13 protein-coding genes are annotated in these 14619 nt (G+C 65.2%); 6 read left to right on the forward strand and 7 right to left on the reverse strand.

Annotated elements, in window-relative coordinates; all coding sequences use genetic code 11:
* Positions 1 to 5 precede the first annotated feature (5 nt).
* Together OHB24_RS39735 and OHB24_RS39740 are read right to left on the reverse strand one after the other, a co-directional pair.
* Positions 6 to 602, reverse strand: coding sequence for a hypothetical protein (locus tag OHB24_RS39735; protein WP_327636127.1), 597 nt, complete (start codon positions 600 to 602; stop codon positions 6 to 8).
* Positions 603 to 659: 57 nt separating this feature from the next.
* Entirely contained in the window at positions 660 to 2093 is a 1434-nt protein-coding gene (locus tag OHB24_RS39740) for a PIN-like domain-containing protein (protein WP_327636128.1), read from the reverse strand.
* Positions 2094 to 2363: 270 nt separating this feature from the next.
* On the opposite strand from OHB24_RS39740, the gene OHB24_RS39745 reads away from it, so the two are divergent.
* The gene (locus OHB24_RS39745; RefSeq protein WP_327636129.1) at positions 2364 to 3377 is read left to right on the forward strand and encodes a NaeI family type II restriction endonuclease; all 1014 of its coding nucleotides are present in this window, start codon (positions 2364 to 2366) and stop codon (positions 3375 to 3377) included.
* Between the two features lie 26 nt (positions 3378 to 3403).
* On the forward strand, positions 3404 to 3850 hold the full coding sequence (locus OHB24_RS39750) for a very short patch repair endonuclease (protein ID WP_327636130.1): 447 nt from the start codon (positions 3404 to 3406) through the stop codon (positions 3848 to 3850).
* Here OHB24_RS39750 and OHB24_RS39755 read toward each other — a convergent pair.
* On the reverse strand, positions 3847 to 5091 hold the full coding sequence (locus tag OHB24_RS39755) for a DNA cytosine methyltransferase (protein ID WP_327636131.1): 1245 nt from the start codon (positions 5089 to 5091) through the stop codon (positions 3847 to 3849). The two genes, OHB24_RS39750 and OHB24_RS39755, sit on opposite strands and share 4 nt — an antisense overlap.
* A 432-nt stretch (positions 5092 to 5523) precedes the next feature.
* Here OHB24_RS39755 and OHB24_RS39760 point away from each other — a divergent pair, with 432 nt between their 5' ends.
* A complete protein-coding gene (locus tag OHB24_RS39760; RefSeq protein WP_442913941.1) occupies positions 5524 to 6438 on the forward strand; it encodes an aldo/keto reductase in 915 nt (304 codons plus the stop codon).
* A 42-nt stretch (positions 6439 to 6480) separates the two neighbouring features.
* Here OHB24_RS39760 and OHB24_RS39765 read toward each other — a convergent pair whose 3' ends face one another.
* Positions 6481 to 7344, reverse strand: a complete 864-nt coding sequence (locus tag OHB24_RS39765) for a LysR family transcriptional regulator (RefSeq protein ID WP_327636133.1) — start codon at positions 7342 to 7344, stop codon at positions 6481 to 6483.
* Between the two features lie 61 nt (positions 7345 to 7405).
* Between OHB24_RS39765 and OHB24_RS39770 the strand changes: the two genes are divergently transcribed.
* Positions 7406 to 8401: an aldo/keto reductase gene (locus OHB24_RS39770; RefSeq protein WP_327636134.1), complete on the forward strand. Its 996-nt coding sequence runs from the start codon at positions 7406 to 7408 to the stop codon at positions 8399 to 8401.
* A 3-nt stretch (positions 8402 to 8404) separates the two neighbouring features.
* Here OHB24_RS39770 and OHB24_RS39775 read toward each other — a convergent pair whose 3' ends face one another.
* Together OHB24_RS39775 and OHB24_RS39780 are read right to left on the reverse strand one after the other, a co-directional pair.
* The gene (locus tag OHB24_RS39775) at positions 8405 to 8776 is read right to left on the reverse strand and encodes a RidA family protein (protein ID WP_327636135.1); all 372 of its coding nucleotides are present in this window, start codon (positions 8774 to 8776) and stop codon (positions 8405 to 8407) included.
* Positions 8777 to 8801: 25 nt separating this feature from the next.
* Positions 8802 to 9689, reverse strand: coding sequence for a LysR family transcriptional regulator (locus tag OHB24_RS39780; protein ID WP_327636136.1), 888 nt, complete (start codon positions 9687 to 9689; stop codon positions 8802 to 8804).
* 392 nt (positions 9690 to 10081) lie between these two features.
* Here OHB24_RS39780 and OHB24_RS39785 point away from each other — a divergent pair, with 392 nt between their 5' ends.
* Together OHB24_RS39785 and OHB24_RS39790 are read left to right on the forward strand one after the other, a co-directional pair.
* Positions 10082 to 11029 carry an SEC-C domain-containing protein gene (locus OHB24_RS39785; RefSeq protein WP_327636137.1) on the forward strand — a complete coding sequence of 316 codons (948 nt, stop codon included), beginning with the start codon at positions 10082 to 10084 and terminating at the stop codon, positions 11027 to 11029.
* A gap of 3 nt (positions 11030 to 11032) precedes the next feature.
* Positions 11033 to 11449 carry a hypothetical protein gene (locus OHB24_RS39790; RefSeq protein WP_327636138.1) on the forward strand — a complete coding sequence of 139 codons (417 nt, stop codon included), beginning with the start codon at positions 11033 to 11035 and terminating at the stop codon, positions 11447 to 11449.
* A 204-nt stretch (positions 11450 to 11653) separates the two neighbouring features.
* On the opposite strand, the gene OHB24_RS39795 is transcribed toward OHB24_RS39790, so the two are convergent.
* A complete protein-coding gene (locus OHB24_RS39795) occupies positions 11654 to 14590 on the reverse strand; it encodes an AfsR/SARP family transcriptional regulator (RefSeq protein WP_327636139.1) in 2937 nt (978 codons plus the stop codon).
* Between the last annotated feature and the right edge of the window lie 29 nt (positions 14591 to 14619).

Genomic DNA, 14619 nt, shown 5'->3' on the forward strand with positions numbered 1-14619 from the left:
GCAGGCTAACCAGCCTTCAAAATCTTCTCCAGCTCAGCCCTTGAAATCAGCGAATGCTTCTTATCTCGCGCCGTATTGAAGATAATCTTCGGAATAAGGGAGAAGTCCAGGTTCAGTGAACATAGTCTGTAGGTATCAATACCGGAATGTTTCTTCGTATCAATATCCAAGCCCAATTCACGAAGTTCGCGCACGCGTCGCTCCGTATGTACGGAATCACGAGTTGGGACCCGAAGCAGCCCAGCAGGAACCTCAGTATCGAATCGCTGCAGCAAGATATGAAAGAGCTTTTCGTGAACCTTTGAGCCATACGGCACTACCAGATACGGAGCCGGCACCGAACCGCCATAGCGGGAGACCATCGTCTCGCTAAGATCCTCCCGCAATCGATGGAATTCGGGACTCAAGCCCGGGAACTCCATGTCGAAGCGAGCCCCCATGACCTCCGCCACTACCCGCTTGCTGTACACATACAGATCAAGGAGCTCTTGCGTCGGAATATCGCCGACCTCCAATGAGTCAGCAAGTCCTCTGATCGCGAGCAGAGCATCTGGGCGGAGTTGTTCCCACTCTCCCTGCGGATCCTGATCTTTCCCTGCCATGAATACCTACTCTCAATTCAGGCGTCGATGCGTCACCGATATCGATCCCGTCCCGTCTCATGGCGACACAGGTGGCTCAGCCGAATCGAACCCGGTCATACGGCCGTGCTGATGGGCAAGGCTTAGAAAGATCTTCCGATCTACATTCGAGCATCGCTCGAGAACCGAAACAAACCAAGGGGCAACAAACATTGTGAGATACGGAAACTCTCCCACCTTGAGTACGCTCCCAGCCAGGACCCAGTCTTGCGGCCGATCAGCAGAACCCGCCCGGAGAAACGCCTGAAGGTCGAAGCGCGGTTCATCGTCGTGGCGTTCTCGGAGACCCAGATCTCTGGTCACCCCGATTAGCCACCACCGAAAGGAGCGATCAGTGTCGCGCCGCATGACGGCTTTACCCGCCTGTGGCACAGACAGGTATGCGGCAGCCATCAGGGCATCCGGAGGATCGAGCTCCGCAAGAACTCCGGGCGGCAAGAAGATGCCATCTTCGGGCCACGCTACTGACCGATTCGCCTCCTCGATAGAGCTCGTAGCAATGTCTGCACCAAGATATTCTTTAATATCGGCGTAGAACTGCGAGGTTTCAACTATAAGGATCTCACCACCAGTCCGCAGCCGAAACTCATCAATTAGGTACGGCCACGGCCGCCGCTTCTGGCCAAGGTCCGCCGGTTGGTACCAGTCTTCCTTCGTGTCGCCTGACACAAAGATCGTCTTGGTGCCACGCGGCAGTGTCTGCCCGTGCTCAACCATTTCCTCCCAGACAAGGAAATCTCCAGCCGCAAGGAGTTCGCTTCCTTTGCCATGATCTGAGAATCCAGGCGGAATCTCATTCGGATAGCGGAAATGAATAGCATGCTCCACCCTACTCCGCAGAATTGCTTCGTCAACCGGACTGCCGATTCGGTCAGAGAATAGACCAGCGATGGTTTTCAATAGCTCATCAGTGTCGCCCGCGAGTGCATCCGGGTCTATATCGTGCTCATCTCTGATCTTCTTGGCATGCGCTATCAACGCAGATTTCCACGGAGCACTGGCCTCTTCGAACAGCGGTCGACTAACTAAGTCCTCGATTTCATCGAGGCCATACGGGTCGGAGTAGCTGACAATCAAGGATTTTACCCGATTCAGCGCGGTATCGATTTGCTTCCAGGCTGCATCGAAGGCCCGGCTGATCTCACCAGGTGCCTTGGACAGCGCCTCGTTTCGCCGCTTGATCACGCCGGCTCTGCCCCGCACGAACTCGAGGCCCACCTGATGCGGGAGCCATAGCCTCGCCGAGATGGACTCAAGCGCTGCAAGCAGGTCACCACGCGTGGCCGGAGTATACTGATAGAGGTTTAGAAGCACATTGGCATCAGGAACGATTACTGCATCGGCATAATAGGATCGCTTGCTCTCTTCGTTCGAGGTCACGCCAGGATCGATCCATGCAGCAAACCGACGCAAGAGCGGCGCCACACCATCTGTCGCACTGTCGTCGTGCATTCCTCACCCACACCGGTAGTCGTTGCTCCAGAATATCGAATAGTGGCGACTATGTCAGTCGGCGCCGATGCACCGGGGCCATCATCAGCACCGCTCGCCGGCACGCATTTGGTCCCTCCTGCGCTTGTCACCGCAGATGGGTCTCGCTGACGGGCGGGGGGACTCCCCGAGTTCGCGAGGGTATGCCACGAGCTGTTGCGACCTCGGGCGAGATCTCGGCAGCCTTTCCGGCACAGGGGTGATGCGGGCAGCCAGCTATCGTCGACTTCTGTGAACGACGTCTTGTTTCCGGGCCCGCCATCGACACCATCTGAGCCTGACACTGAACGCGATCTCGTCTGCGGCGCGTTCCGCGACTCTGACCCTGACGGCAAACGAGCCGCAGCGGTGATCCGCGCAACTTACGACCAACTGTACGACGGCCAGCACACCGGTCGCTTCCGGTGGGATCAGCTCTTCAAAACGGAGAAGACACACTTCGGAACACTGCTCGAGATCAACCTTCGCCGAGAGTTCGACGACGTGATCGACGACCCGATCGACAGTCATGCGCTCGACTACTCGGTCCGTGGAATCGATGTGGACTGCAAGTTCTCTCAGAGCTTCGGTGGATGGATGATCCCCCCTGAGTGCTTCGGGCACCTGCTTCTGGTCGCCTGGGCAGACGACGTCCGTGGGACCTGGAGCCTGGGTGTGGTTCGGGCGATAGATATCAACCGGCGTGAGAGTGTCAATCGCGACGGAAAGACTCAACTAAGTCAACGCGGCAGGCAGCAGATCGCTTGGCTGCAGTTCGAGGCCGACTTACCGCCAAATGTCCTTCTTGGCTTGGACAAAGATACGCTTGCCAAGATCCTCGCACCAAAGTCTGGGCAGGCACGAGTTACCGAGATGCTTCGCCAGGCAACGGAGCGACGAATCGGACGGAACACTATCGCTACGCTGGCGCAGCAGGATGACTACATGGCGAGGCTCCGCGACAATGGCAACGGAGCCCGAACTACCCTGCGGAGGGAGGGCTATCTGATTCCCGGAGGCGACTACGAGGTTCACCGTAGGGTTGCACGTCAACTAGGTGTACCTGTGCCAGAACCTGGGGAGGTCCTCAGCGTACGGGTGGTGCCTGCGGCGGTCGACGAGCCCTGGACTGTAGAACTTGATGGGCGCCGATGGCGACGAGTCAAGGACGGTGAGAGTCCGGTCGAGCCGGCCCCACGATTGCCCGATGTCAGGAAGCCAAAGAAGGGCAGCGCTGCCACCGCACTACCTGGATCGGACGAATGACTACTGGAGGACGTCAGCCACCTGCAATGCTGAGTGACCGTCGCCGCACGGCCTCGTACGGCGACACACCGACGACTCCCGGTCGGTCCCGCAACATGCGCGCGATCAGGAGAACCGACACCAGCCCGGAGACGGCGCTCAGGTCCGAGTTGCATCGCAACGGCTACCGCTTCCGTAAGGATCTCAGCATCTACACGTCGAGCCGCCGGGTGCGGCCTGACATCGTCTTCACAGCTCGCAAGGTCGCCGTGTTCGTGGACGGGTGCTTCTGGCATTGCTGTCCTGAGCATGGGCGGCAGCCGTCGGTGAACTCGCAGTACTGGTCACCCAAGCTCCAGCGCAATGTGGAGCGAGATCGCCTTGCCGATGCTGCGTTGGACGACGACGGATGGTCGGTCGTCCGCATCTGGGAGCACGAAGCCCTCGTCGAAGCTGTTGAAAAGGTCGTGAGCGCTCTCCAGGACCGGAGCTAGCTGACCTTCGAGCGCATCTGAGCTAGATATTCATGACGGACGTGATCGTCTTGACCGATGAAGGCCCGGAAGTCGCCTAGCTTGTAGGTCGGCTCGCCGGATTCGGAGTCGATGGGTTGCATGTTGAAGTCGCGCATCAGGTGCTTGAGGCGGAGCTCGATCTCTTCGAGTGTTAGCGATCCATCGATGCGCTCGAAGATCTCGGCGATAGTCAGCGGGTCGGCAGCGGCCCGCAGGACTCGGTAGACCTCATCGTGGGCGACGGTCTCGGTGTGCACCCGCGGCTCGCCCTCGTGATTGAGGGCAGCGACGATCTGCCGGCCAATCGCCCTCGCAACCGGAGGCGGGAACGCGTTCCCGATCTGGCGATACTTCGAGGTCTTGCGCCCGGCGAAATGCCACTTCTTCTCGTCCCAGCCCTGCAGCCGCGCAACCATCTCGACGGTCAGCTTCGGGTCATGATCCTCTGGAGTGTCCGCCGACGGCGCCGCGTCTGCGACACCCAGACCATCGACACCCATGTCGCGCCAAGCCCGCTTGGCACGAGTTGGGCCAAGGTCGGCTCCGCCATGCTTCTTAGAGCCGCCAACGATGGTGGGAGCGATTTTATTCGCCCGGCCTGCCCAGTGGCTGGCGTGCTTCCATCCGTTCGCAGCCATGAGGTCTACAAGTTCTTCGCCAACAGTTCGCCCGAGTGGCGACGCCTCTGGCCATGTGAAGTACGGCGCGTCGTCTTCCCTGAGGGCGACGAGCACGAAGCGCGGTCGTAATTGCGCTACCCCATAGTCAGATGCGTGCAGCAGCCGCCAGTCAGCGACGTACCCGAGCTCATTCAAGCGGTCGAGAACGTGTTGCCGGTACGCCGAGAAGCGTGGCGCAGACAGACCCCTAACGTTCTCAAGCATCAGAGCGCGCGGCCGCATGATCCCGCAGAGCTCGACCGCCCAGGCGAACAGATCACGCTCGTCGTTCGCGCCGAGTTGCTTGCCTGCGATGGAAAACGGAGGGCACGGCACTCCCCCGGCCAGAAGGTCCACATCGCGGAATTGCTCGGGATCCCAGACTTCGGGATCGGCAACGTCGCCAACGCGCACGTCCCACTTCGGCCGGTTCAGCTTCAAGGTCTCCGCGGCCATGGGATCAAGCTCCACAGCCAGCGCATGCTCGAATCCAGCAAGCTCAAGCCCAAGAGCCTGACCGCCTGCTCCTGCGCAGATCTCTACTACTCGCAATGAACTCACGAGACCTCCCCCGTAGTTCGAACATTTGTTCGAGTGTAGAGATGAGCTTCGAACCCGGTCAAATCCGCGGACAGATTCGCGGCAAGGGGCTGAGTCAAGCTAGGCCAGCCCAGATCTCGAGCCTTGCACTGCTTCGACTCGGCGCATCTCATGCCGATTGGTTCCGCTCTGCCAGGGGATCGAACAGGCAGAGCTTAGCGCCTGCCCGCATGCAGTCGCGGGACCCAGGCCGGCCCTGACCCCAACTACTTTCCGGGCACGCCCAGAGACCGCTCTCCAGCCAGGTGCGCCACCCGCTCAGAAGCCCAGCCGATCAGACTGTGCGGATTCTCCTGTTGGACATCTGTCCACGGCGGATGGAAGTTAGAAGGTATGGACTTCACTCAGCTTGGGCGTACGGGACTGAACGTCAGTCGGATCGTGTTGGGGACTATGAACTTTGGGCCTCTTACTGAGGTGGGGGATGCGCACGCGATCATGGATGCGGCGCATGACAAGGGGATCAACTTCTTCGATACGGCTAACGGGTACGGACGGGCTATCTACCCGGGGCGGACCGAGGAGATCATCGGGGAGTGGTTCGCCAAGGACGCGAAGAACCGTGAGAAGACGGTGCTGGCGACCAAGGTGTACGGCGACATGGGCGACGGCTGGCCGAACGAAGGAAAGCTGTCGGCGCTCAACATTCGGCGTGCGCTGGATGCGTCGTTGAAGCGCTTGCAGACGGACTACGTGGATCTGTACCAGTTCCACCACATCGACCGGAACACGCCGTGGGAAGAGATCTGGCAGGCGATGGAGGTCGCCGTCCAGCAGGGGAAGATCCTGTACGCCGGGTCGAGCAACTTCGCCGGATGGCACATCGCTCAGGCGCAGGAGGCGGCAGCGCGGCGCAACTATGTCGGGCTTGTCAGCGAGCAGTCGCTGTACAACCTCGCGCAGCGTGACATCGAGCGTGAGGTGCTGCCGGCGGCGCAGGCGTACGGGCTGGGCGTGATCCCGTGGTCGCCGCTGCACGGTGGGCTGCTGGGTGGCGTGATCCGGAAGGAGAACGAGGGCGTACGGCGCCTTGAAGGTCGCTCCAAGGAGACGCTCGAGAAGCTTCGGCCACAGATCGAGCAGTACGAGGCGTTCGCGGACGAGCTCGGGCACGAGCCGGGTGAGCTCGGGCTCGCATGGCTGCTGCACCAGCCTGGGGTGACCGGTCCGATCGTCGGCCCGCGGACCATGGAGCAGCTGGAGTCCGCCGTACGCGCCGTCGACATCAAGCTCGACGAGAAGTCGCTGACCCGCCTCGACGAGATCTTCCCGGGCTACAAGACCGCCCCGGAAGACTACGCCTGGTAAGTCCGCAAAGGCCGCCGTACACGAACATGTGTACGGCGGCCTTCAGGGCTGGACCGAGTCGAGGAACGCACGTACGGCGTCGCGGTTGTCGGTACGGCGCCACGCGACCGCGAGCTCGGCCGGCGGCAGATCGGGGACGGGACGGCAGACCAGGCCGGGGCGTTGGTAGAGACCAGTGTTTCCTTCGGCGAGGAGCGCGATCCCGACACCGGCGGTGACCAACTCGAGAACCTCGTCGGCAGCGGTGGCCTCGGCCGCCACGACAGGTGGACCGGGTCGGGCGTCGACGGCCAGCCAGAAGTCGCGGAGCGGGCCGGCTGCCGCGGGAAGCGCAACGAAAGGCTCGTCCAGGAGCAAAGAGAACGGGATCTCAGCACGGTCTGCCAGAGGATGCTGGGCAGGTAGAGCGACCCAGCGCGGTTCGGTGATCAGTACCCGGGTCGCGAAGTCGGCGGAGATCGGGAGCCAGACGAAGGCGACGTCGCTGGTTCCGTCGGCGAGGCCGGCGGTGGGGTCGTCCCAGCCGACGAGGCGCAGCGAGACCGTCCAGCCCGGCAGCGCGGCGCGGAAGCGTTCGACGGCAGGGCGTTGGAGGTCGCGACCGACAGCGGTCTGCATACCGATGACCAGCTGATGCGGGTGGGCGGCTGCCCGAGCTTCGGCGTACCCGCGATCCCAGGCGGCGAGCACCTCCCGCGCCACAGGGAGTAAGACCGATCCCTGCGCGGTGAGTGTCAGTCCGCGAGGCCGGCGGTCGAAGAGGTCGAAGCCGAGGCGGCGTTCGAGGGCGCGGAGCTGCTTGGACAGGGCAGGCTGCGAGACGAACAGGCGGGCGGCCGCGGCCGTCACGGTCGATTCCTCGGCGGCCGCGACGAAGTACCGGAGCTCGCGCAGGTGCGCATCCATAACCAACGGTTATATCAACAGGTCTTGGTGCGGCGGCGGGGTGCGCGTCGATGCTGGGCGCATGACGACGACACGCAACCTCGGCGGGCTCGACGTACCGGCGATCGGATTCGGCGCGATGGTGCTCTCCCCCGGCATGTACGGCGCGATCGACGACGACCGCGCACTCGCGGCGCTGACCGCGGCGATCGACGCCGGCGGGACGTTCATCGACACCAGCGACGCGTACGGCGACAGCGGGCACAACGAGAACCTGATCGGGCGGGCGATTCGCGGGCGGCGCGACGAGGTGACGGTGGCGACCAAGTTCGGTCTGCGGCTCGATGACGGCGCGCAGCCGCATCCCCTCGACGTCGGGTTCGCGTTCGAGCAACTACTCGTCAACGCGGAGCCGAAGTACGTCCGCGGGTACGCCGAGTCCAGCCTGCGCAACCTCGGCATCGACGTGATCGACCTGTACTACCTGCACTTCCCGGATCCGCAGGTACCGATCGAGGACACCGTCGGCGCGATGGCCGAGCTCGTTGCCGATGGCAAAGTTCGGCATCTCGGAGTGTGCAACGTGACGGCGCAGGAGCTGCGGCGGGCGTACGACGTACATCCGATCGCGGCCGTCCAGACCGAGTGGTCGATGTGGCGGCCGATCGACCCCGAACTGCTCGACGTGGCGCGCGAACTCGGCGTCGGCGTCGTACCGTGGAGCCCGCTCGGCGCCGGGTTCCTGACGGGCACCGTGCAGGCGCTGGACAAGGACGACTTCCGGAACAACGCGCCGCGTTTCGATGCCGCGAGCCTGAAGGCGAACAACGCGTCGTACGACGCGCTTCAGGCACTCGCTGCGGACCTCGGGATCTCGCGGAGTCAGCTCGCGCTCGCGTGGCTGCTGCACCAGGATCCGGCGGTCGTACCGATTCCTGGCAGCCGTACGCCGGCGCACATCGTCGAGAACCTGGCGGCCGCGGACATCACTCTGCACCCGGACACGCTCACGCGCATCGACGCGGTACTCGCCGGTCTGACACCAGTCGGCGCGACCCTGCTCCGGGACAAGCGGTGACGCTCACTTGGCGGCGATGGCTTCTATTTCCAGGAGCCAGGCTTCGTCGTAGATGCCGGTGATGACGACAGTGAGGGCTGGGGCGTGGCTGCCGAGGACTTCCTGGCGAATGGCCGAGTTTTCGGCTCGGTAGGCGCGATCCGACAGGTAGGTCGTGACCTTGACCAGGTCGGCGAGGGTCAGGTCGTGATGGCTCAGTGCGGTCGCGACGTTGGTCCAGACCTGGCGGCATTGGGTGGCGAAGTCCGAGGCGGTATCGCCGGTTGGTGAGACCGGAATCTGGCCGGAGATGTAGACGGTGCGGGCCGGGGCGGCGACCTCGAGCGAGTGTCGGTAGCCGCCGCCGTCAGGTACAAGTGGGCCGGGAGTGATCACGCTCAGATCATCACAACGCCGCGGGTCAGGCGTGGACCGCGGTGGTCGGGAGCATGCCGATCAGGGCGTCGGCGGCCAGGGAGGCAGCGGGGCCGGTGGGGACGGCGACGGAGACCTGCCAGTCGGAGGCGGTGCCGGGGGCCAGGGCGACGGTGACGTGGTCGCCGCGTTTGGCGGCGATGCGTTCGGGGACGAGCGCTACGCCTAGGTCGTGGGCGACCAGGGCCAGGAGCGTGTGTACGTCGTTGACCTCGATCGTCACCGGGTGCGCGACGCCGGCGGTGGCGAAGGCGCGGTCGGAGATGGCGCGGGCGCCCCAGGTCGGGTCGAAATCGACGAACGACTCCCCCGCCAGATCATCGAGGGTCACGTTAGACGCCTTCGCGAGCCGGTGGTCGGGAGCGCAGACGAGGACCATCGACTCGCGCGACAGCGGGCGCAGGTCGAGCCCGTCGACCGGGTCGCCGGCGGTCGCGACGAACGCGACATCGAGGCGGCCGGACGCGAGTTCGTCGAGCATGGGCGTGGAGCCGCCTTGCCGGACCTCGATCTCGACGCCCGGGTACCCGGACCGGAACTTCGCGAGCAGCGCCGGTACGTCGACCACTCCGAGGCACTGTTCCAGCCCGACCGTGAGATGACCGCGCAGCAGCCCCTGGACCGCGGCAACCGCGTCCTTCGCGGCCTCGGCGGCGGCGAGGGTACGTCGTCCCTCGCACAGCAGCGCCCGCCCCGCCTCGGTGAGCTCCACGCTGCGGGTGTTGCGGACGAACAGACTCGCCCGGAGCTCACGCTCGAGCGCGCGGATCGAGGCGGACAGCCCCGACTGCGAGATCGACATCGCCTCGGCCGCCCGCGTGAAGTGCTTCTGCTCGGCCACCGCCACGAAGTGTTCCAAGTGCCTCAGCTCCATGACTAAGAACTGTAGTCGATCGAAGGAAATCGATTCACCTGTCCTGCATGTTGGCGCGACCACTCGGCCCGCCACCGCGGACCTCCAGGCCATCACAAATGCTGCTCTGCTGCTCCCTCCAGGCAGCGAGCGGCGCCGGCCGCGTGATTGTGATGGCCTGGCGGTCCGCATCCAGGTGGTACAGCGGACCTGCGCCACTCACCAACCCGATCCGAAACGTGCCGCACGCCGGCAACCATGCTCAACGTCCGCCGAGTCGGACAGGTTGGTGAGTGGCTGGTATCCGGCGCCGTCCGGCTCTGACAAGTCGCCTGAGCCAGCGCAGGTCCCAGATATCCACAGCTCCAAACAGGGGCGTTCACTGCAGGGCCAATCCGAATACTTTCCCCGGCATGGACGACGAACTGGCGGATCAACTCCGCATTCCCGGACCCGACAACCATCTCGATCACACCCGTGCGCTCGAGGCTGCGCGAGCGCACGTGCGGAACGGGCAGCATGACCAGGCGATCGAGATCTGGCGGAACCTGGCCGCCGATGAGGGCGCGCGTTGTGACGACGCTGTCGCGGACTTTGCCGACTTTGTGCTGAGGCAGCGCCACGGCGACATCGAGTGGCCCGCGCTGCAGAACATGATCGCGACCGAAGGCGAGTCGCCGCTGACAACGTTGTGGGCTGGAGCCCTGCTTGAGAGGCGAGGGCAACTCGTGGAGGCGCTGAACATCTACTCGCGCGCAATCGAGCAATTGACCGAGGAGAGGGTCGCAACCCCGCGGTGGGCGCAGTTGATGGCAAGCGGGCGGCGCAGGGTGAAGTGGGCGCTGGGACTGGAGCTCAGCGGCGTCGACCTAGCAGGCGAGGCGGGAGACGTTGAGGTTGTCGACAAGTACTTCGACCTGCTCGACCTCCTGCGCAGGCCGAGCATCGCCCGTGGCTGGGCCCAGCTCTGGAGCCGCGAGGAACTCGCCGGCGCCCGCGAGCACTGGCCAGGGCGGGTCACAGCGGAGAGCGTTGAGGCGTACTACCACGAGGTCGAGGGTGTGCTCCGCAGGTACGGCGAGCGCGTCATGATCGAGCTATGGACCTTCGAGGTGTTCGGGAAATGCGCAGACGCCGCCAGCGAGTTTCTCGCCATGCTTCGCGACGGCGGCCGCGGTGAGATGAGCCCGCGCGACAGGATCGGTGTTGCGTGGCCACCGGGCCGTAACCAGCCTTGCTGGTGTGGGTCCGAGAGGAAGTACAAGAGGTGCTGCGGCACCGGCGAGCCTCCCGGGCCACCGCAGGCGTGGGGGCCTGCGGGTCTGCGTGCGGGGGCGGAGCTCGCGGTCGGTAGGGTGTGATTCATGGCGGATGAGGAGTTTCGGGTTGAGGTTGTGCTCAGTGACGAGGGGCACGGGTTGACGTTCTGGGATCGGGTGCGGGCGTTGGATCTGGATGATGACGCGCGGAAGCGGCTCGGGAGTCAGGTGACGGTGACCCGGGACGGGAACCGGATGCTGCTGTACACGCACACGCTCGACGACGCGCAGGAAGCCGAGCGGACCGCCAAGGACCTGGTGGCCGACGAGCACCTCGACGCGACGTACACGGTCACGCGGTGGAACCCGGCCGAGCAGGACTGGACCGACCCGAGCGTGCCGGTCGGCCCGCACGATGCTGCCGGTGACGCCGCGAAGAACGCGGACATGGAGGTCCCGGACCCGCGGTACGTCGTGATGCAGGCGTACAAGCCCGAGTTCCTCCGCGACCTCGGCCTGTAGGTCCCGGTCGCACCACCTGTAAGACGGAAACGCTCCACCTTGTAATGGGGAAGACCGCCCCAAGAGGCGGAAGACCCAACCTTAGGTGGGCGGGAAGGTCCAACCTTAGGTAGGCGGGACGGTCCAGGCTGTAGGTGGGCGGGACGGTCCAGGCTGTAGGTGGGCTGGATGGTCGCGGGCGGGACCGTGCGGGGTTGAACCGGGTCAGCGCGGCGTGTAGCCCGATTGTTGGCAGAACTTGTTGGCGGCGGCTTGGTGGGTGGCGGCTTCGGTGGGGCGGTTGAGGGCTGTGCAGCAGCGGGCCAGGAGGCTGTGGGACCACTGCCGTCCGATGCCGTACTCGACGACGTCCGACTCGGCTAGGGCTTGGGTCGCCTGGGTGTAGGCGAGCTCGACCTCGCCGTCGAGGAAGTTGCACTGGGCAAGGTCGGCGTGAAGCTCGGCGAGGATCGTCGCGTAGCCCGACTTCGTGGCGAGCGCTTCGCCTTCCTCGAAGTACGTGCGGGCGGTGGCCACGTCGCCGGCGAACAGGTGAGACTCGGCGAGCGCCTGGAGCGCGACACAGGCGTCGTACGCGTTGCCGATCTCGCGGTTCTCGCGCAGTACGTCGGTCGCGATCCGGCGCGCCTCCTCGTGATGACCGAGCCGGTTCTCGACACCAGCCTTGGCGAGTCCCCACTGGACCCGGTCGAGGCGGTTTTCCACCAGCGGCTCGGCGGTCCGCAGATCCGCCGCGGCGTGCTCGAACTCGCCGAGTTCCTTGTACGCCCCGGCGCGGTTGACCAAGGCAACGAGTTGGTCGTTGCTCGTCGGTCCCGTGTACTGCAGTGACTCGGTGATGCAGGCGACGGCCTCGCGGAACTCACCGAGATGGATGTGGTTCATCGCCTGCGCGTTCAGCCCGCGTGGCATCCGCGCGAACTCGCCACACGCGCGGAACACGGCCAACCCCTGGCCGAACGCCTCGGCGGACTCACGGAGCCTTCCCTGGGCGTTGTAGCTCACCGCGATGTTGCACCGCAGCGCACCTTCGCCGAGCGTGAACCCGCACGCGCGATACAGCTCCGCAGCCTGCTCGAAGAGTGTGACCGCGTCCTCGGTCTCCCCCGCCTGCCGAGCGAGTACGCCGCGCGCGTGCAGCATCGCGCCGCGGCCGGCCTCATCACCGGACGCACGGGCACCCAGCGAGCCAAGCCGGATCAGGGCACGCCAAGTGCCGGACAGGCTGTTTTGGTAGAGGTAGAGCCGCACGACGTCCGCGAGCTGCCACGCGACGTCGGGCGTCCCGAGCTCCAGCGCACGTTGCGCGACCGCCTCGATGTTGAGGAGCTCGCCCGCGAGCCAGTCCTCCGGATCCGTCACGGTGAGGCCGTCGTACGACGGCATCGGGACGCGGACCGCACCCGGTTCCAGGACGGTCATCGCTGCGTTCGCCGTACCGACGTACCAGCTGCACAGCGATTTCCAAGCGTCGAGATCCGGCTCGGCGAGATGGGCGGCGTACTCCTTGACCAGGTCGTGCATGAGGTAGCGGCCGTGGCCGACCGCCTGCAGCAGGCTGGCGGATTCGAGGCGGTGGAGGACCTGGTCGTACGTCGGGCCGATGAGCGCCTCCGCCGCGTCCGGCGCGAACTCCTGACCCGGGAACAGCGACAGCAGCCTGAAGCCGCGTTGCACCGCCGGGTCGAGCAGGTCGTACGACGTTCGGAACGCGGAGCTGACCGCGGTGTCGTCGTCGATGGTGAGCGTCGCGAGCGCACCGGTACGTCGCATGCGTGAGACGAACGACGCTACCGAGCCGCGCGAGGCGACGGCGCCGGCGATGCGGAGGGCGAGCGGAAGGCCGGCACACAGATCGACCAGTTCCTGAACGTCTGCATTGGTTGCTTGAAGCATCGAGTGGACGAGGGTGGTGCCGGCCTCCGGGTTCAGAACCGGGACGCGGAGCGGGATGCCGCCATCGAGCGCGGCGAGCGCGTCCAGCGGGTTGCGGCTCGTGACCAGGACGGCGCTGGTCGGCGTACCGGGGAGGAGCGGCCGGACCTGCGCCGCGTCTCGGGCGTCGTCGAGGACGAGCAGGATGTTGCGCGTCGCCAACCGCGACCGGAAGAGAGCGGCACGCGCATCGCGGTCGTCCGGGATCGCGTGCGGGTCGACGCCGGATGCCCGCAGCAACTCGGCCAGTACGTCGTCCGCGCGCCGCGGCTGGTCCGATGCGCCGCGGAGACGGACGAACCACTGCCCGTCCGGGAAGCGTTCGGTCAACTCACTCGCGACGCGAACGGCGACGGCCGTCTTGCCGACGCCGGGCGTGCCGGACAGCGCGACGATCCGGACGCCGTCGGTTGCGGTGAGCAGTCCCGCGACCTCGGCCACGAGGTCGTCGCGGCCGATGAGGTTGCGGATGTCGAGCGGGAGCTGGTTCTGGTGCTGCCACTCGTCGTCGAGGGACGACGTCAGGATCGATTGGCGGAGGGCACGCAGTTCGTCGGTCGGGTCGAGCCCGAACTCGTCGACGAGCCGCCCCGCGAATCCGTCGTACGTCGACAACGCCTCGGCCTGTCGCCCGCAGCGGTACAGCGCCTTCATCAGCAAGGCGGTCAGGCGATCGCGCAACGGTTCCTGTGCGCTGAGGGTCTGCAACTCCGGGAGTACGTCGGCATGCTCGCCGCGGGCGAGGCGCGCGTCGTAGTACTGCTCGATCGTGGTCAGCCGCTCCTCACGCAGTCCGACCGCGACGGTCGGCTCGACCTCGACCGGATCGCCGCGCCACTGGTCAAGCGCGTGCCGAAGGTGCTCGACCTTCCGCGTCGGATCCGCCGCGGCCTCGGCGACCGCGGTCCGGAACGCGACGAGATCGGACGGTTCGGCGGCGAGCAGGTAGCCGCGACCGTGGGTCTGCAGTACGTCGGCGCCGACGAGGTCGCGCAGGCGCCGTACATAGGTATGGACGGTAGCGGTCGGGTTCGCCGGCTGGGGCGCACCGTCCGGCCAGAGCCTGTCGATCAGCTCGTCCACCGGCACCTGGCGGTGCGGACGCAGCAGGAGAATCGCGAGCAGCGAGCACAACCGCGGCGCCGGCGCCGGAACCGCACGTCCGTCGACGACGATCTCGAGCGGGCCGAGGATGTGGAACTCCATCCACCTAGTCTGGCAGGCATGGATGTCTT

The sequence above is a fragment of the Kribbella sp. NBC_00482 genome (assembly GCF_036013725.1).
In the GTDB taxonomy this organism is placed as follows: domain Bacteria; phylum Actinomycetota; class Actinomycetes; order Propionibacteriales; family Kribbellaceae; genus Kribbella.

Coding starts and splice junctions, on each gene's coding strand:
- OHB24_RS39770 (WP_327636134.1), top strand. CDS start 7,406: ATGACGACGACACGCAACCTCGGCGGGCTCGACGTACCGGCGATCGGA.
- OHB24_RS39795 (WP_327636139.1), bottom strand. CDS start 14,590: ATGGAGTTCCACATCCTCGGCCCGCTCGAGATCGTCGTCGACGGACGT.
- OHB24_RS39785 (WP_327636137.1), top strand. CDS start 10,082: ATGGACGACGAACTGGCGGATCAACTCCGCATTCCCGGACCCGACAAC.
- OHB24_RS39735 (WP_327636127.1), bottom strand. CDS start 602: ATGGCAGGGAAAGATCAGGATCCGCAGGGAGAGTGGGAACAACTCCGC.
- OHB24_RS39750 (WP_327636130.1), top strand. CDS start 3,404: ATGCTGAGTGACCGTCGCCGCACGGCCTCGTACGGCGACACACCGACG.
- OHB24_RS39790 (WP_327636138.1), top strand. CDS start 11,033: ATGGCGGATGAGGAGTTTCGGGTTGAGGTTGTGCTCAGTGACGAGGGG.
- OHB24_RS39780 (WP_327636136.1), bottom strand. CDS start 9,689: ATGGAGCTGAGGCACTTGGAACACTTCGTGGCGGTGGCCGAGCAGAAG.
- OHB24_RS39760 (WP_442913941.1), top strand. CDS start 5,524: ATGAACTTTGGGCCTCTTACTGAGGTGGGGGATGCGCACGCGATCATG.
- OHB24_RS39740 (WP_327636128.1), bottom strand. CDS start 2,093: ATGCACGACGACAGTGCGACAGATGGTGTGGCGCCGCTCTTGCGTCGG.
- OHB24_RS39765 (WP_327636133.1), bottom strand. CDS start 7,344: ATGGATGCGCACCTGCGCGAGCTCCGGTACTTCGTCGCGGCCGCCGAG.